Below are 20,892 nucleotides of genomic sequence, written 5' to 3' on the forward strand. Positions count from 1 at the left end.
AGAACAAAATTACCAAAAACCACCATGAAGCAAAGCAACATTTCAATCCTTTGAATCCGAAAACGCACGTATAATAAAAGCAGCTCAAAGCATTGTATCGCCGCCATACGCTAACCGTCATCAGTTGACCAGAAATTGTACTCTCTATGATTTTCAGTGAAGATTCACGAGTCAAAATACCCTGCATTCTGCATCTGGTCAGGCTTGGCTACCAATACCTCTCCCTCAGGAGTGCCAAATGGGATAAAGAGAGCAACATCTTCCCTGAACTCTTCTCTGCCGCCATCGTCCGGATCAACCCCGGTATTGAGGCCGACGACATCAAACGCTTGCTGGCCGATGTCCGGCTCTTGCTCGACAATGAGGATCTCGGCAAGGCATTTTATGAACGGCTCACGGAACGCTCCGGAATTCGGCTGATTGACTTTACCGATTTCCCTAACAACCCTAACAACAGCTTCCATGTTGTCACTGAACTGACCTACAAAAACGGTGATGACGAATTTCGGCCTGATATCACCCTGCTGGTCAACGGTATGCCCCTGATCTTCATTGAAGTCAAGAAGCCAAACAATCGAGAAGGGATTCTGGCCGAGCGCAACCGTATCATCACCCGTTGCCGGAATTCCCGCTTCCACCGTTTTGTCAACATCACACAACTGATGGTGTTCTCCAACAACATGGAGTATGAAGATGGTTCTCCGCAGCCCATTGAGGGAGCCTTCTACGCCACTCCATCCTACGACGCACCTGTTTTCAACTACTTTCGTGAAGAAGAAGAGCTGAACCTCTCCGAACTTCTTGCCGACGAGAATGACAGGATCGAAAACGAGGTATTGCACGACAACAATCTGAACGTCATCAAGCACAGCCCGGAGTTTCTCAGCAACAAGTCGCCCGGCACGCCGACCAACCGCCTCTGTACCTCTCTCTTTAGCCGCGAACGCCTCTCATTTCTTCTGCAATATGCACTGGCCTTTGTCAACGAATCCGATGGCCAGCAGAAGCACGTGATGCGTTACCCGCAGCTCTTTGCCACCAAAGCAATTGAAAAAAAGCTGGACTCCGGCATTCGCAAAGGGATTATCTGGCATACCCAGGGCAGTGGAAAAACCGCGCTGGCCTATTACAACGTCCACTTTTTGACCGACTATTTCCAACGTAGCGGCATCATTCCAAAGTTCTACTTCATTGTTGATCGTCTCGATCTGCTCATACAGGCGCAACGGGAGTTTTCCAGTCGCGGCCTGACGGTGCATACCATCGGCACTCGCGAGGACTTTGCCCGCGATATCAAAGCCAACAATGCACTCCACAATCACTCCGGCAGGCCGGAGATTACCGTTGTCAATATCCAGAAGTTCGAGGATGATCCCGATGTGGTTCGTGCCGAGGATTACGATGTCACGATCCAGAGAATCTATTTTCTTGACGAAGTTCACCGCAGCTATAACCCGACAGGCAGCTTTCTTGCCAACCTCAGCCAGTCAGACCAGAATGCTATCAAGATTGGTCTCACCGGCACACCGCTTCTGGGGGAGGACTACAACTCCCGTGCACTCTTCGGCGACTACATTCACAAATACTACTATAACGCCTCCATTGCCGATGGATATACCCTGCGCCTGATCCGCGAGGAAATTGCCACAAGTTATAAACTCTCACTGCAGGCGGCCCTTGCAGCGGTGGAACTCCAGCAGGGGGATATCGAAAAAGAGGAACTCTACGCCCATCCCCGTTTTGTTGAACCGATGCTCGCTTACATCCTTGACGATTTCGAGCATAGCCGTGGCGCCCTGAACGACTCCACCATCGGCGGATTGGTCATCTGCGACAGTTCCAAACAGGCCCGGGAAATGTTCAAAATCTTCCACTCCCGTAAGGCTTCCAATAGCGTCAAAAAAGTCACCACTGAAGATGAAGACTCGCTTGAAGAGCTGCCAATGGTTGCTGTCCCCACGCTCTTTTACGCAAACCAGCAGAGCGAGGCAAACAAGGTGAAACGCTGCGCCCTGATTCTGCATGATGAAGGCAGCAAGGAGGATCGCAAGAGATCGGTGGAGGAGTTCAAAGCCGGCAAGATCGACCTCTTGCTGGTCTACAACATGCTCCTCACCGGTTTTGACGCCAAAAGGCTGAAAAAGCTCTATGTGGGCCGGGTAATCCGCAAACATAACCTGCTTCAGGCCCTCACCCGGGTCAATCGCACTTACAACGATTTTCGTTACGGTTATGTGGTTGATTTCGCCGATATCCGTAAAGAGTTCGATGCCACCAATAAAGCCTATTTCGAAGAGCTGCAGGCCGAACTTGGCGACGAACTTGAGCACTATTCCAATCTTTTCAAGTCCCCCGAAGAGATAACCCGGGAGATCGAAGCGATCAAGGATATTCTCTTTCGCTTTGACATTCAAAACGCCGAGCACTTCTCGCAGCAAATCAGCCAGATTCAGGATCGTGCCACCTTGCAGGCGCTCAAAAAAGCGTTGGCCGATGCCCGCAGCCTCTATAATTTGATCCGGATGCAGGGCGACTACAGTTTGTTGCAGCAGCTCGATTTCCAGAAACTCAACCAGCTCTACCGCGAAACATGCAACCACCTCGACCTGTTGAACCTGAAGGAGAGCATCGAATCAAACGCCGATACCACCAATCTGCTCAATATCGCTCTGGAAGATGTGCTCTTTATGTTCACCAAGGTGCGGGAAGAGGAGCTGGTGTTGGCCGACAAGCTGAAAAATACCCTGCGTAAGACTCGCGAAGCCCTCATCGATAACTTCGACCAGCAAGACCCCAGGTTCATCACCCTGAAGGAGGAGCTGGAGCGGCTCTTCAAAAAGAAGAAACTCAACGAGGTGACGCAGGAGGAGATGAACGCCAATATCGGTGCGCTCAACCAGATCTACGAGCAGGTCAAGGAGCTGAACCGTAAGAACAACCAGCTCAGGGCAAAGTATCACGGCGACCCGAAATATACCCGCATTCACAAACGGCTGCTGGAGCGAGGTTTGCTAACCGCATCGGAGCGTCGCATCTTCGACGCATTAACCGGCGTCAAACAGCAGGCCGACGATCAGGTGCTGCAGAACACCCAGCTTTTGGCAAACGAAAGCTACTTTGAGGGGATGATGATGCCGATGGTCATTGGCGAATTTCAGGCCCGCCGTAAAATAAAACTCAACCCGGACGTCTCCCGAACAATCAACCGGCTGGTAGTGACCGAATACATGAATGAATTTATCTCAGGCAACAGAAAAGGAGCAAGTGCGTGGTAACACAGGATTTCGAAAAAAGAACCCGGCAACTCATCGACAACCTCAAGAGTATCTGTGCATCGTATGGCCTCGGTAACGATGGCAACGAGTTCAAGATCATCACCCAGGTTTTTCTCTACAAATTTTTGAACGACAAATTCGCCTTTGAAGCCAAAAGAATCGACTCCCGCCTTTCCGGAAGCGAAAGCTGGGAGCAGGCCTTAACTCTGCTCACTGCCGATGAACTCGAAATGCTGCAACTCCAGATGGGCCCCGATACCGCTCGCCTGAAACCGGATCATTTCATCGCCCATCTGTTCAGGAATCAGAACGCTCCACAATTTGCCAAGCTCTTCGACGATACCCTGCGCGACATCGCCATCACCAACAACGATATCTTTGCCGTCAAAACCGATGGTGGGGCCAAGGTTACCCTCTTTGACCGGCTGAGTGAATACATCACCGATGAATCCAAACGCGACGATTTTTGCCGTGCCATCATCAACACCCTGGTGGATTTCAGCTTCGAGCGCATCTTCACCCAAAAGTACGACTTCTACGCCTCTCTTTTCGAGTACCTGATCAAGGATTACAACAAGGACAGCGGCGGCAAGTACGCCGAGTACTATACCCCTCATGCCGTAGCTAAAATCATGGCCTCCATTCTGGTGCCAGAAGTACAGCGGGGCAAAGTAACCAACGCCAGTTGCTACGATCCCTCATCCGGTTCGGGCACCCTGCTTATGAACCTCGCCCACGCCATCGGCGAACAGCGCTGCACCATCTATTCACAGGACATTTCACAGAAATCCTCAAGCTTGCTGCGCCTGAACCTGATTTTGAACAACCTCGTTCACTCCATCCCCAACATCATTCAGGGCAACACCCTGCTTCACCCCTACCACAAAGAGGGCAAGGCGCTCAAAAAGTTCGACTATATCGTCTCCAATCCACCCTTCAAGATGGATTTCAGTGATTTCCGAAACGAGCTCGACACCAGGGAGCAACACGAACGCTTCTTTGCCGGGATACCGAATGTCCCCAAACAGGCAACGGACAAGATGGCCATCTACCAGCTCTTTTTGCAACACATCATCTATTCGCTCAAACCCGGAGGCAAGGCTGCGGTAGTCGTCCCTACCGGCTTTATCACCGCCCAATCAGGTATCGACCGAAAAATCCGCGAGCGGCTGGTTGACGGCAAAATGCTGGCCGGGGTAGTCTCCATGCCGAGCAACATCTTCGCCACCACTGGCACCAACGTCTCCATACTCTTCATTGATGACGGCAACAAGGATGATGTGGTGCTGATCGACGCATCCAGCCTCGGCACCAAAGTCAAGGAGGGCAAGAACCAGAAGACCGTGCTCTCCGAAGACGAAGAAGACTGGATCATCACCACCTTCAACTCCAAAGAGGCTGAGGAAGATTTCTCCGTTGTGGTCAACTATGACGAAATCGCCGCCAAGAACTATTCGCTCAGTGCCGGGCAGTACTTCGATGTGCGGATCGAGTATACGGATCTGACACCGAAAGAGTTCAGCATGAAGATGCAAGGGTTTACCGATAATCTGGACAGACTGTTCAAGGAGTCTGGTGAGCTGGATCGGGAGATAAGGAAACAGTTGGAGGGGGTGCGGTATGAGTAAGTTTGTGAAACTGAGGAGTATCACATCCAAAATTGGCAGTGGCGCAACACCCAGAGGTGGGAATAACGTTTATTCTGAACAGGGTGTTGCATTTGTACGAAGTCAGAATATTCTTGATATGAGTTTTTCTGAAAAAGGCTTGGTTTTCATCAATGATCAGCAGGCAGAAAAACTCAAAGGAGTAACAGTAGAAAACGATGATATTTTGCTCAATATCACTGGAGATTCTATCGCAAGGTCTTGCATTGTTCCAACTACGATATTACCTGCTCGTGTAAGTCAGCATGTCTCTATAATAAGATGCAAAGACCGAAAAAGTGCCCCGTATGTAAACTACTATTTACACTACTTAAAACCGCATCTTCTCCAGATTTGTCGAGTCGGTGGGACTCGAAACGCGCTCACAAAAGAAGCTGTCGAAAACCTGTACATAAATCTTCCTTGTGACTATAATGCCCGGGCAAAGGTTCTCTCCGCCCTTGATGCCAAAATCGAATGCAACAACCGCATCAACGCCGAACTTGAGGCGATGGCCAAAACCCTCTACGACTACTGGTTCGTGCAGTTCAACTTTCCCGACCACAACGGCCACCCCTACAAATCCTCCGGCGGCAAAATGGTCTACAACCCCACACTGAAACGTCAAATCCCTGCCGGGTGGCATTACTCGACAATTGGTGAAACGTTCACGACGCATCTCGGCGGCACTCCATCGAGAGATAAAGATGAATATTGGACCCCGTGTGAAGTTAATTGGTTGAGTTCTGCTGAGAATCCAGGCACATTCGTCGTAGATCCTGACGAACGAATTTCATACTTGGGGTTGCAGAACTCACCTGCAAAACTTCTCCCGCAGGGTACTGTGATTCTCTCAATAGTTCGACACCTTAGAGCATCCATACTCGGAATTGAAGCCGCAACGAATCAGTCGGTCGTTGGCATTGTCGAAACCAGCATGTTCAAACACTGCTTTATCTACCCTTACCTTGTTCGCGAAATACCGCGATTAATGGTGCTGAGAACCGGGGCGCAGCAGCCACACATTAACAAAGGGGTACTTGATGAGTCACTCTTGGCGGTTCCTGACAAATCAACAATAGAGGCATATACAAGGCTCGCAGCCCCATTGTTTTTGCAGATGAAGAATTACCACCAGCAAAACAGGGAACTCACACAGCTCCGCGACTGGCTCCTGCCCATACTGATGAACGGCCAGGCCACGGTGGTGTAGAGAGCTCTGCACACGAACCGGTAAATATAGTCCACTACGGATGTTGTGAAATCCACAATCTGAAGCACCCCAAAAGATTATTCGCAGATGGTACACGAAGAAGGCCGACCTTCAGGACTTCCTCAACAAGATAACCGAACAGCCAGGTCAGGAAAAGCAGACTGGATCAAGCGCACAACCTTGAGTAAATTCAATGTCCGTTAATCCTCAACAGCGGACATTGAAAAAGAGTCTTAAAACCCGAAACGAAGACATAGCGAAACCTGACAGAGACAAGAATCTGAGCGTACCACAACCAAACAAAGAAAGCCATGCTAACCGTTGAACTACTTCTCGGATCAGTAACAGAATGGAACGCAGCTCGAAAGGCACATCAAAAGGGCAGGCCCAATCTCAAAGGGGCGGATCTCAGCGGGGCACAGCTTAACAAGGCAGACCTCAGTCGTACAGACCTGGTTGGGGCAAACCTCAGAGGGGCAGACCTCAGCGGGGCACAGCTCAACATGGCAGACCTCAATAGGGCAGACCTTAACGGGGCGCATCTCTATAATGCAAACTTCGGTAAAGCAAACCTTATCAAGACAAATCTGAGTAAAGCAAACCTCAGCGGTGCAACCCTATGGGATGCCAATCTCAGCGGGGCAGATCTCAGCGGGGCACAGCTTATATGCGCAATTCTCACCAATGCAACCCTTACTGGGGCAAACCTCACTGAGGCATGCCTTAACTCGGCAGACCTCACAAGGGCAAATCTCATTGGGGGGGACTTCACAAGGGCAAGTTTCAGCGGAGCAACCCTCGATGAAGTACAGCTTGCAGGGGCAGACCTTACTATGGCATTCCTCGGTCAGGCAAAGCTCTACAGGTCAGATCTCAGCGGGGCAAATCTATGCGGCGCAAAGCTCAATAGAGCAACCCTTATTGAGGCAAATCTTAGCAAGGCAGACATGCACGGGGTAATCATCTGGCATACAATTTTTGTAAATGTAGACCTTAGCAACGTCAAAGGTCTTGACACTGTTCACCATGTGGGTCCATCTACCGTAGGGATTGATACTCTCTGCATATCAAAAGGGAATATACCCGAGGTATTTCTGAAAGGCTGTGGTGTACCAGATACCTTCATTGAATACGCGCACTCCCTCACCAGCAAAGCTATTGAATTCTACTCCTGCTTTATCAGCCATAGCACTGCGGATAAAGCATTTGCAGATCGTCTCTATGCTGACCTGCAAGCCAAAGGTGTTCGGTGTTGGTACGCTCCGCATGACATGAAGGGAGGCAAAAAAATACACGATCAAATTGGTGAAGCCATACGACAACATGAAAAGCTGCTGTTGATTCTCTCCGAAAGCAGCATAAACAGTGACTGGGTAAAGCAGGAGATTATAAAAGCAAAAAAACGTGAGGATACAGAAGGAAAGCGAGTGCTTTTCCCCATCAGTTTGATTGAGTTTGGCAAGATTGAAGAATGGGAGTTCCCTGACAGCAAAGGAAGGGATTTAGCAGAAGAAATCAGGTTGTACTATATCCCGTCATTTATAGGGTGGGAAAAAGACAACGCAGCCTATACAAAAGAATTCGGAAAGCTGTTGAACTCATTCCAGGCAGAGAAGGTCACTGACGGAAAAGCCTGAACTTCCATAAAATAATCATTATAGATGCGAAGGACGCGAACCCATAAAATCAGAGCTGAAGCGCATTTTATTGACAGATGCAGACACTTGCAAAGCCATGAATGAACCACAGGACAAAATGATCTACCTGATAATGGAAGAGGTGATACTGTTGAGTCTGCCTCCAGACGAAGAACCTGACGCTCCGTGTGGGACAACAGCACCTCACGCAGTTCCGCGACCGGCTCCATCCCATGTTGATGAACGGCCAAGTCACGGTGGTGTAAAGCATACGGATGCTTCTTGAGTTACCTATCAGAGCGAAGGTACCCTGAAGAGATGAAGGAATAAACAATACCAAAGATACCGGATGCCGAAAACTTCACAACAGAGATCAGTTACTGATTAGGGAGAGACTTGATATGTTTACAAATTTTCAAAACATAGATGAACTAAAAGCATGGTGCGTTGAACAGGAGCGTCAAACGAATCGTTTTACAGAACTCCTGCCAGAACTTTCCACCGAAGATGGTCTGGTTCCCATCCATGCATTGATTGTTGGGGATGACGGCAGTTTAACGCTTCGTGTTGATTCATCTATAGAAATACATCCGCACGGTCGAGCTCGTGGTCCTGCTAAGCTTCTTCTAAATTCGCCTGACCTTTGGAAATATTCGGCTATTCGGGTGCAATCTGGCCGACCTACAGTGTCAAAAGCACCGGTATACGGCGTGCCCTTTCGAAAAGCACTTGACATTGTGCTTCGAGAAGGAGTACACATTTCGACCTTCCAAATACCAAAACAAAATATAGATGCATACTACTCAACACTGGTCGTTCGCTTGAGTCGTCAACAAGGCCAAACTGGAGCTGAGCTCCAACTGGATGCTTGGCAGTGGATCGGCAAGGATGTATATGTTGATTATGTACATGCAATCCTCACTGATGATGCAACACAAGTTGTTCACCTTGATGGCGCACTCATGAGCTTCTCTTGCGAATCTGATATTGAGTCTTTCCTGTGGAATAATAAAAAGCATAAATGCGCCCACAAAGAGAAATACTTTCGCGTTGATGCAGCGCTACCCTTGGATGAAGCTGTCCTATTAATAAGGGCGTTCTTCTCTGTTGAGGAAATGGCCGACGAATACTTCGAGTATAAAAGTGAATAAATTATTGGTTTATCTGCTGTATCGGCATGAAACTCATTCAAATATACTAACCCAATAAAAAACCCATGCTAACCGTTGAACTGCTTCTCAGATCAGTAGAAAAATGGAACGAAGCTCGTCAGGCAAATCCCGATGTTAAAATAGATCTCCACGGGGCAGACCTCAGCGGAGCAAACCTCAGTGATGCAGACCTCAGCGGGGCAAATCTGAACGGGATTAACCTTTTTGGGGCAAACCTAAGCGGGGTAAACCTTCTCGGTGCACATCTCATTCATGCAAACCTCAAAGGGGCAAACCTAAGCGGAGCAAACCTCAGCGATGCGGACCTCAATGGAGCAACACTCAGTTGGGCGGATCTCAGAGGAGCAAACCTAAGCGGGGTATATATTGCCTTTACAGTTTTTGCTAATATAGATCTCAGTTCTGTCATAGGACTTGATACTGTTCAACATAGAGGCCCTTCAACAATAGGCATTGATACACTCTACAAGTCAAAAGGGAATATCCCAGAGATATTCTTGAAAGGCTGTGGATTACCTGATACCTTCATTGAATATGCGCACTCCTTCACCAGCAAAGCTATTGAATTCTACTCTTGCTTTATCAGCCATAGTACTGCGGATAAAGCGTTTGCAGATCGTCTCTATGCTGATCTGCAAGCCAAAGGAGTACGGTGTTGGTACGCTCCGCATGACATGAAAGGAGGCAAAAAAATACATGTTCAAATCGGTGAAGCCATACGACAACATGAAAAGCTGCTGTTGATCCTCTCCGAAAGCAGCATAAACAGTGAATGGGTAAAACAGGAGATTACAAAGGCCAAAAAACGCGAGGACAGAGAAGGAAAGCAAGTGCTTTTCCCCATCAGTTTGATTGAGTTTGGCAAGATTCAAGAGTGGGAGTTCCCTGACAGCAAGGGCAGGGATTTAGCAGAAGAGATCAGATTGTACTACATCCCGTCATTTGTCGGTTGGGAAAAAGATAACGAAGCCTATACAAGAGAATTCGGAAAGCTGTTGAACTCATTCCAGGCAGAGAGGGATATTGAAGGAAAAGCCTGAACGTCCAACTATTCCGGATAGAACCCAAACCTCTTTTTATCTTTTCGTTTGATTTTTGGTGAGTTAATGAGTTTGTTTCTCACAGCAGTCAAATCCGTGTCGCATAACGTTCCAATCACAACTCCGGGCCTGTTTTTTATTGCGAGTTCTATTTCTTTTTGCTCTCTAATCACAAATTCTGAGCAGTCAACAAAAGAGTCATGATCAAGATATGTTCTGCCTGCTGCCTGAAAAGGGAGATGAAGCTCTTTGAGTTCGGGGGAGTAATTGATGTTCTCATTGATCTCTGAATTGATGTATACGGTTGCCAGACAGAGCCCGTCAATATTCTTTCCTACAATGATAAATCGTTTTTCTTTTGGTGGTTTGGTATCCGTGACGTAGAGCTTAAGAACACTCCCAACTTCCAGGTTCCTTCTGGCGTAATCAGCCTTAAAGACTTCCGGGAAAAATTCACCTAAACTCATTCAAATACAGCTAAACGGTTCTCACAGCTCTCTTTGATATACTCAATCATGTCATTCCCGGCACCGCCACACTTTGCAACATCAAGGAGATCTATTTCACTATTAAATACCGCTTTTTGCCATGCCGTATCATGGGATTTCTCTGTTAAATCTGAAAACTTGAGATGGTAATTCTCTTCGATGGATTCGTCAATGCATCGCATCTCAGACTCGGACAAATAATCAAGATCAGGGCTCTTTTTTGCCTTTACAGTGTGTTTATTGATTTGTAGTTCAAAATATGGAGTAAATTGCTCTTTTTGTGAAGTAAAAAGACCCTCGCCCCGTAACGATTTTAAAATATCGTAAGCCATTGACGGTACCGGGCCATTGGCCATGGCAATATAGGTATCATCAGTAATAGCAGACCCATACCTCGACAGATGTTTCTGATCCGCGAAGTAAAGAATTTTAAATACCTTATGAAAATCACAGATGCCGCCTGACTTCTGGATGATATACAATAAGGTATTAACGGTAATGGCAATTTTTTCGGCTGGTGAGTTCATGGCCTCAATTTATAAAAATTATGCATTTCCGCATATTTTTTTAACGGTATACCGTTCAACAACCATTTTCACTTCCGATTCCTCACCAAAAAACACCAATATTCTTCATTTTTCTGCACTTTTGTCAGGACTTTTGGTTCGTGTTCGATAGTAAAAAAGATGTAAAATCATACGATTTAGTGCAATATATATACTTTTTACCGGGTTTTGTCAGTTCTTGAGTACGAAGATGTCATTCAACGCTACCGGGAAGAACCTTGATTATCAAAGGGAGATGAACTTGTGCTTGAAGTTTTTGCAAATTATAGGTGAGGTGAAACAATGAGCGTGCTAAGTTTACGTTTACCCAAATCATTACACGAGCAACTTCGTGAAGTAGCCCAAGAAGAAGGGATTTCCGTCAATCAGTTTATTATGCTTGCTGCGGCTGAAAAAGTTGCGGCTCTTTCAGCATTTGAATATTTGGAAAAGCGGGCAAATCGCGGCAGCCGTGAAACATTTCTTGAAATTTTGAGCAAAGTTCCTGATGTGGAACCAGAAGCCTGTGATACATTGTAAAGAGGTTATTTTTTCTACCCTTTCTTTTATTCGATCAGGGAGCTGCTATGAGTGAGGTCAGAACAACCGAATACGCAGAATTTCTTATCGATATCAAGTCTCGTATTCACCAGCGGCAGTATCAGGCTTTCCGGGCAGTGAATACGGAGCTGGTCGCGCTTTATTGGGAAATTGGTGAGTCCATTGAGAGGAAACAACAGAAACTTGGCTGGGGAAAAGCGGTAGTGGAGACGCTTGCCCGTGATCTGCAGGCAGAATTTCCCGGCAGAAACGGATTTTCTGCGCGCAATTTGTGGAATATGAGGGATTTCTATCTTGCCTATGCAGAGCATTCAAAACTGCAACCGCTGGTTGCAGAAATCAGTTGGGCTAAAAACCTTGTTATTTTCACCCGATGCAAAGATGAGCTTGAACGAGAATTCTATCTTCGGGCGACGGCCAGGTTTGGCTGGACAAAGGCGGTACTTCAGCACCAGGTTGACAACAAAAGCTACGAAAAATACCTGCTCAACCAGACCAATTTTGATAAAACACTCTCTCCTGAACTGCAAGCTCAGGCTGTGCTTGCGGTCAAGGATACCTACACTTTCGACTTTCTGGAGCTGGCTGATGAACACTCTGAGCGGGAACTGGAACAAGCATTGGTGCAGAACCTTCGCCGTTTTCTCTCCGAAATGGGCGGCGCCTTTAATCAAGCCCGAAATCAGGAAATTTTTGGATTTTTGAACAGATTTGGAGCAAATTAACCGCAAAGTATTTTAGAATAATAGGTACGTATGATCTGCAGATGATTGAAGGCAAGCGGAAGCGTGAGCGCTTCATCGAGTGGAAACCATGCTATCTCCTCTACTTCGTCGGGCTTCAGCTCTATCGAACCAATTCCTCTGCCGGAGAATGCGAGTGCTACCGCATGAAAGTGATGCTCCGGAAACACTTCATTGAAAAAATGAAGAAAAACCGGGTCGGAGAAGAGGAGGCCGGTCTCTTCCTCAACTTCCCGGACAACGGCCTCTTCAGCCGTTTCATACTCATCAATGTGCCCTCCCGGCAGGCACCACTGCCCCTTAAAGGGAGGAACACTCCTCTTCGTCAGCAGGATGGTATCGCGTTTATCATCATCGGGAGTGATGATGGCGGCAACGGTTGCTTTAGCCATACGATAAATCAGGTTGTGAAAAGCAGGACAAGTTCGTTGTATCAAGGCTAATCTACGGAAAAAGAAAATTGATGCCGCGCACGGGAACTGCTCAATCTCCACGACAACAGATAAAAACCCGGCATACATCCGGGCTTTTATCATTCTCCTCTTCTGGTCTATCCTGCTATAATCAAGGGTGTGCTATAGCGCTCAGTTCTGTTGCTGTTTTAACGTCAGCCAGAGAACCCGCTTTGTCTCCCATCTCGTTTTTCAGTTTTCCGCGACGGGAATAAGCTTCACGATACTTCGGATCAAGATCAATGGCTTTATTAAAGTCAGTCAAAGCCCCTTTCTTGTCGTTGATGGCGGATTTGGCAATCCCGCGATTACAGTAAGCTTCTGCATCTTTCGGAGTACGATCAAGCTTGATGCTCTTTGCAAAGTCCTCTCTTGAACTCTTGTTCTCTCCCGTCAAACTTTTTGCAATCCCACGATTAAAGTATGCCGCAGCAAGTTTCGGATCAAGTTCGATTGCCTTGGTGAAGTCGACAATCGCTCCCTTGTGATCTCCTGATGCAAGCTTTGCCTTGCCGCTTGACAACAGGTTTTGTGCATCGTCAAGGGCTGTATAGAGTGGATTTTTCTCTCCATTATTTTTCAGCCACTCACGGGCAGGGATATTACCAAGGAGTGCTGCTTTTTTCATGTCAACCAGAGCCCCCTCTTTGTCTCCCAGAGTCGATTTGGCAATCCCGCGATTATGGTAAGCTGCAGCATCTCTCGGAGTTGGATCAAGATCAACAACCTTCTCGAAATCAGCTTTGGAGCCCAGGCTGTCTCCAATGGTACGCCTTGCAACTGCCCGGTTGTAGTACGCTGTTGAAAGGTCTGCTGGTGAAAGTTTTGGTTCAAGCTCAATGGCCTTTGTCAGTTCTGCTATAGCTTCCGTATTCTTGCCTGACTTGCAGTATGCTTCGCCACTCGACAAAAGACGTTGAGCCTCTTCGTTATGTGCATAAGCAACATTACCTGTAAACAGAAACGCGATTATAGCGATATAAAAAAAACGTAAACGATTTTGCATCGGTTTCCTCACTGTTTATAATTATTGACCTGTTATTTAAATGGCAGATGGCAATTCATCCACTCTTGTTACATTAATCAATCACATCTTTAGGGAGCATTACTTGATGATTAAAAGGAACTTAAAAGAGTCTGTGGCAAGGAATTTGCCGGAGCGTTGAAAAAAAGTGGTTGCAGGCTGAAGAACCGGTTTTTTAATTTTATGACATTGCATACTGTTACTTATGTTCAGCAAATTCCTCTCGATCTTGATGCTGTATGGAATTTTTTTGCTTCTCCGGCCAGCCTTGCCCGGATAACACCTCCGGAAATGATGGTCAGGATAACCCATGGCGACGGAATGCAGCCGCTTTATGAAGGAATGCTGATCAGTTATACGCTCTATCCTTTCATGATGCTTCCGGTACGGTGGGAAACCGAGATTACCAGGGTTGAGAGACCGTTTCTGTTTGAGGATCGCCAGAAATCGGGGCCTTATGAGAGCTGGCATCACCTCCATCAGTTTCGTGCAATACCGGGTGGTGTTGAAATGACCGACAGAGTTGACTATGTCATGCCGATGGACTTTTTTGGCGATATTGTCAATACCCTGATTGTGAGTCGACGGCTTGAGGAGGTTTTTGCTTACCGTAAAAAGAGGATTGAAGAGATTTTAGGCCGCATGTGAACCCTTTTCAAAAGGGATAGTGAAAAATGGATGAAATGATTTCGCCAGTTGGTATAGCTGTTCTTTTTGCCGGTGGTCTTGCCCTTTTTCTCTACGGCATCAGGATGTTGAGCAGTGGCCTGAAAAAGGCTTCAGGCGAGCGGGTGCGCCTGCTGATATCGAAGGTGACCGGCAACAGCTTGTACGGGTTGCTTGCCGGGGCATTTGCCAGTATGGTCGTCCAAAGCAGCAGTACCATTATCGCCATCCTTGTCGGGCTCGTGCAGTCACGGCTGATGAGCTACAGCCAGGCGCTGAGCGTTATTCTTGGCGCTGAAATAGGTACAACAGCCATGGCTCAGCTTGTAGCATTCCGGCTGCACGATTATGCCCTGATCATCTTTGCCGCAGGCTTTGCCTTGCATTCGCTTGGCAAAACGGAGCCCTTGCGTTTCAGCGGGGAGGCGCTCTCGGGATTCGGTCTTCTTTTTTTCGGGCTGAAGCTCATGTCGGAGGCAGTTGCGCCGCTTGAGAGCTATGCGCCTTTTCTTTCGCTCTTGCGTTATCTTGAAAATCCCTTTCTTGGAGTTGCTGCAGGGATGCTCCTGACCGCACTGATGCAAAGCAGTTCGGCCTTTATTGGTATCCTCATAACGCTTGCCCTGCAGGGTGTGCTGACTCTTGAAGCAGGAGTCGCATTGCTGCTTGGAGCCAATATCGGCACCTGTATCACCTCTGTGCTGGCAAGCGCCGGAATGCAGCGTGCAGCAAAGAGGGTAGCGCTTTCGCAGGTACTCTTCAATGTGGCCGGAGTGCTCATTTTTTTCCCTTTTATTCCCCAGTTTGCGGAGTTTATCCGTGCTCTTTCCCCCTCTGCAGAGAGTTTCGGTGCAGGAAGGCTTGCTCATGAAGTGCCAAGGCAGATAGCCAATGCCCACTCGTTGCTCAATATTTTCATGGCACTCTTGTTTCTACCCTTTCTTTCGCTTTTCGACCGACTTGTTTACCGGCTTCTTCCGGATGACCCGGAAGAGACAAGGCTCATCCCTGCAGTCTGGTATCTGAAGGAGTCTGCACTCTCCACCCCTCTGCTGGCTCTCAGCTATGTAAGGGCCGAAGTGGCAAGGATGGGCAGCATAGCCGCCAAAATGGTGCGTGCATCACTCTACCCGTTTATCAACAGCGATCTTGGTCATGATGTTGTTTTTCCAAGACTTTCCGTCATCAAGGGGATGAGTATGAGAGAGGAGAAACTTGATTTTCTTGAGAGCCGTATTTCAGATTATCTCATTAAAATCACTCGCAGTTCACTTAACGAAGAAGAGTCGAGGGAGGTTTTTGCGCTCATGAACATTGTCAAGGGGCTGGAGTCGATCGGCGATGTTATTGAAACTCTTGAAGGAAAAATGCTTGAAAAAAAAAGGGGAGTGGAGAGCGATCTGAGCCAGGCGGGGAAGGATGAACTCATGGAGATTCATAACCTCGTTTGCCTCGAAATTGAAGAGCTTGCTCATGCCCTGAAACAGATGGACAGAGTGAGAGCCGGGGCGCTTCTTGAGGGTGAAGAGCGCTTTAAACGGCTGGTGGAGCAGGCTGAAGTAGCCCATCTGAAACGAGTGTTCCTGCTCCCTGAAGCTGAGATTACTCACGACATCCACATGGAACTCATCTACCTGCTCGAACAGATACACCATTATGGCAAGAGTATAGCGCGAAGCATCGTGAACGTGGGGGAGGGTTGATCTGCATCCCGCTCGCCAGTTTTAATGATTATCGGAGAGTGATGGAATGATTTCGTTGGGAACCCGGTCAAAGTCGAGCCCTCTGATTTGCTTAATTCAGAGTGATATACGTATACTCTTCAAATTGATCATTCCTTGATGCCCCAATTTTGATGCAAGCTGAAAAACACCTTTTTGCCACAACACCCCTCCTCGGAAGCATCCTCAGGAAGAGGGCGGTGGAACATCTTTTTTCAAGCAAGAGCCGGGAAGCTGCGGTCAAGCTGGCGGGCGCGGTAGAAGAGGGGCATCCGGAAGCGGATGCGATATTCCACCGTCTTCTGCTTCTACAGCACAGCAGCCAGCCAGTCATGCACAGCGCCCTGTGGAACTCCTGGAAAGCCTCCCGCTTCGAAGAGCTGCTGAAAAGGATGCACGCTTCCGAAACGATTCAGAGGGATCTGCTGCAGGCCATTGTTGCCATGCCGGAAGACGACTGGGGCAACGGCATGGTGTTCATGCTCTGGAGCATCGTTGAGCGCGACGACATTGCCGAAAAGATTGAAGCGAACGGTCGCCATGCCCCTGCTCTTGAAATGGACGCCCTTTTCGGCCTTGTGCGAGGCTATCCGGGGCGCTACCTCGATCTTGAAGATCCCGATTACTCCATTTTTGAAAAAGCCTGGCTTGCCGCTTCAGGCGCACAGAGGCAGCGGATCAGCACAACAGTTCTCAAAAGTCAGGATCCCCGGCTTGTCGCGGCTTACGACCATGCCGTCAAGGAGGGGCATGATCCGCAACTGGTCATCGAGGCGCTGAAACTCTGCGGAGATCACGATGCGCTGCTCGACCGGCTCCACGGTTTGCCCTTCACCAGTGCGCTCGAAGTTATCGCTTTCTGGCAAGAGGGCGGCGGAAGGCCGAAAACTCCCTCAAAAAAAGCCGTTGTCGAGGCTGCGGTCGCTCTCTATCGTGAACTGGCCGCACTTCTTCTTGATTCACCTTCGTCTGCTCCGCCCGGCACGAGGGATATCTTCTCTTTCTGGATGGAACGGTATCGATCCGACGAGCTGCAGCAGCAGGATCTTGCAAGCCCGGACCCTTTCAGACGGGCTGGTGCGCTCTTTTCAGGGGCGCAGCGAGGGCTGGTTCCCCGCAACAGAATGCAGGAGATCTCCCTCAACGGCACATGGCCTGAAAAACTCGCGCTGCACTACCTCTTTACCGTGCCGGAGGCAGGCTCCCGGCAGGAGCACGTCTCTTGGCTCCAGCCACAGGATAATATCGTGGCAGCCATACTGACGACACGCCTGCCCGGTTTGCTTGAAGAGAGCAGTCTGTTGGCCGGGAAAGTTCATGCTGGTGTCGGACCGGCCGATCCGTCGGCAGAGCTGCAGAGGAAACTCCTGCAGTTGCTCGGGGTTCTGCAGGGGTACTTCCTTCGCGGTCTGATCACCGTTGACAGTAACGACGACGCTGCAGAAAAAAATGCCGTGGAGACCGAGGAGCTGACGGATGCGGAGTGGTAAACCAGGATAACCGTTTGAATTAATGGCTCTCGCTTTTGATTTCGGGACATGCAACAGCGTGGTCGCACGCTGGAACGAAGCCCTGAACGATATAGAGACTCCCGAGCTACCTAACCTCGGCATCCTCTATCCGCAGCCAGGATCGGAGCCTGCGCGGGTTATTCCCTCCGTCATTCACTTCGCCGTGGAGAGCGCCCTCCTTGTCGGCAGCCAGGTTGACGCAGCGGGAGTAGTCAATCATCCGGGAACATTCAGATGGCTGAAAATGGATATGCTTCGCAACGGCGGGGCCAATCGCGGGCGGCGCGTCAATGGCAGGGTTATCTATCCCCGCCATGCAGCCGACGAACTTGTCGATCGTATCCTGATGTTCGTACGCGGCTATTTCGGCGACATCGACGAGGAGATCGTGCTGACCGTCCCGGTCGAAGCCTTCGATCACTATATCGACTGGCTTCGCGAAGCGGCGATAAAACGCTTTCCGGGCGGGATCACCTTCATCGACGAAGCAACCGCCTGTATGCTTGGCTACATCGATATGGTTCTCGACCGTACGCCCTACTGCATCGTGGATTTCGGCGGAGGCACCCTCGATGTTTCAGTCGTTCGTACCGATCTGCTGCGTGCCGGACATGCGAAATGCCGGATACTGGGCCGGGCGGGCGAGGAGATCGGCGGGATTATGATCGATAACTGGCTGCTGGAACATATACAGGAAGAGGAGGGGCTTACAGATGATGATATCGCCTCGATCGGCCCATCACTGCTCGAAGCGATTGAGCAGGCGAAAATAGCCATTTCGAACGGCAGCGAGCAAGCATCCTTTACCCGGTATAACGATGTTACCGGCCGACTCATCGAGGTCACGCTCACTTCCCGCACCCTGAAGGAGGCGCTTGAAAAAAAACGGGAGCCGGACAGGAATAACCTTTACCAGCATATCATCCGCACGCTCGATCGTGCTCTCGATCAGGCACGCGACAGGGCAGGCATCCGCAAAGAGGAACTCAAAGGGATTTTTCTTGTGGGGGGAAGCAGTCTGCTCCCCGGCATCGAGGAGAAAATCCGGGAGTTTTTCCCCCTGAGCGAGGTCCATTCCGGCAATCCCTTCGAAGCCATCGCCAGAGGGGCATGCCGCTACTCCGGCGGCATCTTTGATCAGACGCTGACCCATGATTACTGTCTGCGGAGCTGGAACCGCGAACTTCGGGATTTCGAACTGGTTCCCGTCGTTCCCCGAGGTACCCCGTACCCGACAGGGAAACCGGTATGCAGCAAATATATCAAGGCAGCTTCGGACAACCAGGAGACGCTCGGACTGGTTATTTATGAGCGCTCGTCAATGAGCCGCCCGCTGATCACCTATGTCAACGGGGCCGACGGCTTGCGTCCGGTACGGGAAGGGGAGCGGGAGGAGAGTCGGCATAAGCCACTCAATCCCGAAGACAGCGAGTTCATCCATGCCGTCCCGCCCTGCCGTTCGGGAGAGCGGCGCTTCATCGCAGGATTCGGTGTAGACAGTAACCGTCGCCTCACGCTCTGGCTGCGGGATACGGAGGAGAACAATAGTTCCTACATTCTATTACGCGACGGCTCGCGACTTCCGTTGCCGGTGAGCGATCTGCCGGTGGTGAAACTGTAACGTTACAACCCAATAACTGAACGCAGCATGGCCTGGCTCGACGAACTCAAACTCAATGTTGACGCGCGGGTAGCCGTCATACACCTCGCAACCATCGACGAAGAGGAGGCCCTGCGCACCCTTTCCGGCTGGTCGCAATCAAGCCGGTGGCCTGCAGGAATGGGGCTCATCACCTGGGATATCGGCGACCAGTTCCGCCACCTGCGCGAGCCAGCGGTGACCTTCAGCAAACTGGCCGCCACCCCGGAAACGGTGCTTGACATCATCGACGACTACAAGGGCTCCGCAACCTTCGTGCTCAAAGACTTTCACCATTTTCTGGAACATAACCGGCGTGTTTCACGTATGCTGCGGAACCTCGCATCGCGTCTTCCGTTCCGCAGCGAAACGGTGAACATCATCATCACCAGCCCCCAGTTTGCGCTTCCCGTCGAACTCCGTCACGACATTCCAACCATCGATGTCGGCAAGCCTGACGGCAAACAGATACTCGAACTGCTCGATCGGGAAACCCGCTCGACAAGAGCGCTTGACAACGCCACGCACGGCTTGCGCGAACGTCTGGTCGAAAGCGCCCTCGGCCTCTCCATTGTCGAAGCGGGAAGGGCCTTTCGCAAAGCCATCGTGGTTGCCGGAGGCCATGGGCTCGACGAACGGAGTGTCCGGCAGGTGCTGAACGAAAAACGGCACATCATCCGTGAAAGCGGCGCTCTCGAACTCTACCCCTATACCGGCTCCATGAACAACGTCGGTGGACTTGGCGCCCTGAAGGCGTGGCTCGATCAGCGTCAGGAGGCCTTCAGCCAGGATGCGCGCGAGTATGGCCTCAGTATGCCCAAAGGGGTGGCCCTCATCGGGATCCCCGGAACCGGAAAAAGCCTCTGCGCAAAAGTAACCGCAGGCCACTGGGGGATGACGCTGCTGAGAATGGATGTCGGCGCCATCTTCAGCGGCCTGCTCGGTTCGAGCGAACAGAATATTCGCGAAGCCATCCGGATTGCCGAGGTTATCGCACCCTGCGTGCTTTGGGTTGACGAGATTGAAAAAGCCTTCGCTGGCTCCATGGGCGACAGCGGCACGGCAAGCCGGGTGTTTGCCACCTTCCTCACCTGGATGCAGGAAAAAACCGCTCCGGTATTTGTATTCGCCACCGCCAACAACGTTCGGCGCCTTCCCCCCGAACTCCTGCGCAAAGGCCGGTTTGACGAGGTCTTTTTCCTCGATCTTCCCACCCACGGCGAGCGGATAAAAATACTTGAAGTCCATCTCAGAGAGCGCGGCTATACCATGCTTTCGCAGCGCTTCAACCTCGCCGCCGTCGCATCGGCAACCGAGGGGTTCGTCGGCGCCGAACTTCAGGCGCTGGTCAACGACGCCATGTTTCCCGCATTCCGCGACAACCGCCGGGAACTGGAAACGGAGGATCTGCTCAACGCAGCCGGAGAGATGGTTCCCCTCTCGGCATCGCATCAGGAGCATATCGAACAGTTGAGAACGATGGTCAGAACCGGACAGGCGCGCAACGCCTCCGACGACCGGAATAGTTTGGCTGCGTCATAGAAACAAGAGAACACAGA

The 20,892-nt window shown here is 49.9% G+C and carries 18 protein-coding genes; 14 read left to right on the forward strand and 4 right to left on the reverse strand.

Annotated features, from left to right (window positions below; genetic code table 11):
- The first annotated feature begins 146 nt into the window (after nucleotides 1-146).
- The 7 genes from PPHA_RS06070 (at nucleotide 147) to PPHA_RS16620 (ending at nucleotide 9,983) form a co-directional block, all read left to right on the forward strand.
- Nucleotides 147-3,275 carry a type I restriction endonuclease subunit R gene (locus PPHA_RS06070; protein WP_012507981.1) on the forward strand — a complete coding sequence of 1,043 codons (3,129 nt, stop codon included), beginning with the start codon at nucleotides 147-149 and terminating at the stop codon, nucleotides 3,273-3,275.
- The gene (locus PPHA_RS06075; RefSeq protein ID WP_012507982.1) at nucleotides 3,269-4,903 is read left to right on the forward strand and encodes an HsdM family class I SAM-dependent methyltransferase; all 1,635 of its coding nucleotides are present in this window, start codon (nucleotides 3,269-3,271) and stop codon (nucleotides 4,901-4,903) included. Before PPHA_RS06070 ends, PPHA_RS06075 begins: the two co-directional genes overlap by 7 nt.
- On the forward strand, nucleotides 4,896-6,134 hold the full coding sequence (locus PPHA_RS06080; RefSeq protein WP_012507983.1) for a restriction endonuclease subunit S: 1,239 nt from the start codon (nucleotides 4,896-4,898) through the stop codon (nucleotides 6,132-6,134). Before PPHA_RS06075 ends, PPHA_RS06080 begins: the two co-directional genes overlap by 8 nt.
- A 311-nt stretch (nucleotides 6,135-6,445) precedes the next feature.
- Nucleotides 6,446-7,771 (forward strand): toll/interleukin-1 receptor domain-containing protein, encoded by a 1,326-nt coding sequence (locus PPHA_RS14560; protein ID WP_012507984.1) that lies wholly within the window; start codon nucleotides 6,446-6,448, stop codon nucleotides 7,769-7,771.
- A 97-nt stretch (nucleotides 7,772-7,868) separates the two neighbouring features.
- The gene (locus PPHA_RS15535; RefSeq protein WP_150085613.1) at nucleotides 7,869-8,057 is read left to right on the forward strand and encodes a hypothetical protein; all 189 of its coding nucleotides are present in this window, start codon (nucleotides 7,869-7,871) and stop codon (nucleotides 8,055-8,057) included.
- Between the two features lie 115 nt (nucleotides 8,058-8,172).
- On the forward strand, nucleotides 8,173-8,922 hold the full coding sequence (locus PPHA_RS06090) for a hypothetical protein (protein ID WP_012507985.1): 750 nt from the start codon (nucleotides 8,173-8,175) through the stop codon (nucleotides 8,920-8,922).
- 65 nt (nucleotides 8,923-8,987) lie between these two features.
- Complete coding sequence (locus PPHA_RS16620) at nucleotides 8,988-9,983, forward strand: toll/interleukin-1 receptor domain-containing protein (protein ID WP_012507986.1); 996 nt, start codon at nucleotides 8,988-8,990, stop codon at nucleotides 9,981-9,983.
- 8 nt (nucleotides 9,984-9,991) lie between these two features.
- On the opposite strand, the gene PPHA_RS06100 is transcribed toward PPHA_RS16620, so the two are convergent.
- Both PPHA_RS06100 and PPHA_RS06105 read right to left on the reverse strand, forming a co-directional pair.
- On the reverse strand, nucleotides 9,992-10,450 hold the full coding sequence (locus tag PPHA_RS06100; RefSeq protein ID WP_012507987.1) for a hypothetical protein: 459 nt from the start codon (nucleotides 10,448-10,450) through the stop codon (nucleotides 9,992-9,994).
- On the reverse strand, nucleotides 10,447-10,998 hold the full coding sequence (locus PPHA_RS06105; RefSeq protein WP_012507988.1) for a Panacea domain-containing protein: 552 nt from the start codon (nucleotides 10,996-10,998) through the stop codon (nucleotides 10,447-10,449). Before PPHA_RS06105 ends, PPHA_RS06100 begins: the two co-directional genes overlap by 4 nt.
- 321 nt (nucleotides 10,999-11,319) lie before the next feature.
- On the opposite strand from PPHA_RS06105, the gene PPHA_RS06110 reads away from it, so the two are divergent.
- Together PPHA_RS06110 and PPHA_RS06115 are read left to right on the forward strand one after the other, a co-directional pair.
- Nucleotides 11,320-11,556 (forward strand): toxin-antitoxin system HicB family antitoxin, encoded by a 237-nt coding sequence (locus PPHA_RS06110; RefSeq protein ID WP_012507989.1) that lies wholly within the window; start codon nucleotides 11,320-11,322, stop codon nucleotides 11,554-11,556.
- A 47-nt stretch (nucleotides 11,557-11,603) separates the two neighbouring features.
- Complete coding sequence (locus PPHA_RS06115) at nucleotides 11,604-12,302, forward strand: PDDEXK nuclease domain-containing protein (protein ID WP_012507990.1); 699 nt, start codon at nucleotides 11,604-11,606, stop codon at nucleotides 12,300-12,302.
- On the opposite strand, the gene PPHA_RS06120 is transcribed toward PPHA_RS06115, so the two are convergent.
- On the reverse strand, nucleotides 12,299-12,712 hold the full coding sequence (locus PPHA_RS06120) for an NUDIX hydrolase (RefSeq protein ID WP_041526456.1): 414 nt from the start codon (nucleotides 12,710-12,712) through the stop codon (nucleotides 12,299-12,301). The genes PPHA_RS06115 and PPHA_RS06120 overlap by 4 nt on opposite strands.
- 172 nt (nucleotides 12,713-12,884) lie before the next feature.
- Complete coding sequence (locus PPHA_RS06125) at nucleotides 12,885-13,778, reverse strand: tetratricopeptide repeat protein (RefSeq protein ID WP_012507992.1); 894 nt, start codon at nucleotides 13,776-13,778, stop codon at nucleotides 12,885-12,887.
- Between the two features lie 201 nt (nucleotides 13,779-13,979).
- Between PPHA_RS06125 and PPHA_RS06130 the strand changes: the two genes are divergently transcribed.
- From PPHA_RS06130 to PPHA_RS06150, 5 genes are all read left to right on the forward strand, one after another.
- Nucleotides 13,980-14,444, forward strand: a complete 465-nt coding sequence (locus PPHA_RS06130) for an SRPBCC family protein (protein WP_012507993.1) — start codon at nucleotides 13,980-13,982, stop codon at nucleotides 14,442-14,444.
- A gap of 26 nt (nucleotides 14,445-14,470) precedes the next feature.
- Nucleotides 14,471-16,165 carry a Na/Pi cotransporter family protein gene (locus PPHA_RS06135; RefSeq protein ID WP_012507994.1) on the forward strand — a complete coding sequence of 565 codons (1,695 nt, stop codon included), beginning with the start codon at nucleotides 14,471-14,473 and terminating at the stop codon, nucleotides 16,163-16,165.
- A 152-nt stretch (nucleotides 16,166-16,317) separates the two neighbouring features.
- Nucleotides 16,318-17,673 carry a hypothetical protein gene (locus PPHA_RS06140; RefSeq protein WP_012507995.1) on the forward strand — a complete coding sequence of 452 codons (1,356 nt, stop codon included), beginning with the start codon at nucleotides 16,318-16,320 and terminating at the stop codon, nucleotides 17,671-17,673.
- Nucleotides 17,674-17,695: 22 nt separating this feature from the next.
- Nucleotides 17,696-19,315, forward strand: a complete 1,620-nt coding sequence (locus PPHA_RS06145; RefSeq protein ID WP_012507996.1) for an Hsp70 family protein — start codon at nucleotides 17,696-17,698, stop codon at nucleotides 19,313-19,315.
- Between the two features lie 27 nt (nucleotides 19,316-19,342).
- Entirely contained in the window at nucleotides 19,343-20,875 is a 1,533-nt protein-coding gene (locus tag PPHA_RS06150) for an AAA family ATPase (RefSeq protein ID WP_012507997.1), read from the forward strand.
- Nucleotides 20,876-20,892 lie beyond the last annotated feature (17 nt).

The organism is Pelodictyon phaeoclathratiforme BU-1, assembly GCF_000020645.1.
Taxonomy (GTDB): domain Bacteria; phylum Bacteroidota; class Chlorobiia; order Chlorobiales; family Chlorobiaceae; genus Chlorobium; species Chlorobium phaeoclathratiforme.

Bases quoted from the DNA above. Each gene is read 5' to 3' on its own strand.
- PPHA_RS06070 (WP_012507981.1), top strand. From the start codon at position 147: ATGATTTTCAGTGAAGATTCACGAGTCAAAATACCCTGCATTCTGCAT.
- PPHA_RS06080 (WP_012507983.1), top strand. From the start codon at position 4,896: ATGAGTAAGTTTGTGAAACTGAGGAGTATCACATCCAAAATTGGCAGT.
- PPHA_RS14560 (WP_012507984.1), top strand. From the start codon at position 6,446: ATGCTAACCGTTGAACTACTTCTCGGATCAGTAACAGAATGGAACGCA.
- PPHA_RS15535 (WP_150085613.1), top strand. From the start codon at position 7,869: ATGAATGAACCACAGGACAAAATGATCTACCTGATAATGGAAGAGGTG.
- PPHA_RS06090 (WP_012507985.1), top strand. From the start codon at position 8,173: ATGTTTACAAATTTTCAAAACATAGATGAACTAAAAGCATGGTGCGTT.
- PPHA_RS16620 (WP_012507986.1), top strand. From the start codon at position 8,988: ATGCTAACCGTTGAACTGCTTCTCAGATCAGTAGAAAAATGGAACGAA.
- PPHA_RS06100 (WP_012507987.1), bottom strand. From the start codon at position 10,450: ATGAGTTTAGGTGAATTTTTCCCGGAAGTCTTTAAGGCTGATTACGCC.
- PPHA_RS06105 (WP_012507988.1), bottom strand. From the start codon at position 10,998: ATGAACTCACCAGCCGAAAAAATTGCCATTACCGTTAATACCTTATTG.
- PPHA_RS06110 (WP_012507989.1), top strand. From the start codon at position 11,320: ATGAGCGTGCTAAGTTTACGTTTACCCAAATCATTACACGAGCAACTT.
- PPHA_RS06115 (WP_012507990.1), top strand. From the start codon at position 11,604: ATGAGTGAGGTCAGAACAACCGAATACGCAGAATTTCTTATCGATATC.
- PPHA_RS06120 (WP_041526456.1), bottom strand. From the start codon at position 12,712: ATGGCTAAAGCAACCGTTGCCGCCATCATCACTCCCGATGATGATAAA.
- PPHA_RS06125 (WP_012507992.1), bottom strand. From the start codon at position 13,778: ATGCAAAATCGTTTACGTTTTTTTTATATCGCTATAATCGCGTTTCTG.
- PPHA_RS06130 (WP_012507993.1), top strand. From the start codon at position 13,980: ATGACATTGCATACTGTTACTTATGTTCAGCAAATTCCTCTCGATCTT.
- PPHA_RS06135 (WP_012507994.1), top strand. From the start codon at position 14,471: ATGGATGAAATGATTTCGCCAGTTGGTATAGCTGTTCTTTTTGCCGGT.
- PPHA_RS06140 (WP_012507995.1), top strand. From the start codon at position 16,318: ATGCAAGCTGAAAAACACCTTTTTGCCACAACACCCCTCCTCGGAAGC.
- PPHA_RS06145 (WP_012507996.1), top strand. From the start codon at position 17,696: ATGGCTCTCGCTTTTGATTTCGGGACATGCAACAGCGTGGTCGCACGC.
- PPHA_RS06150 (WP_012507997.1), top strand. From the start codon at position 19,343: ATGGCCTGGCTCGACGAACTCAAACTCAATGTTGACGCGCGGGTAGCC.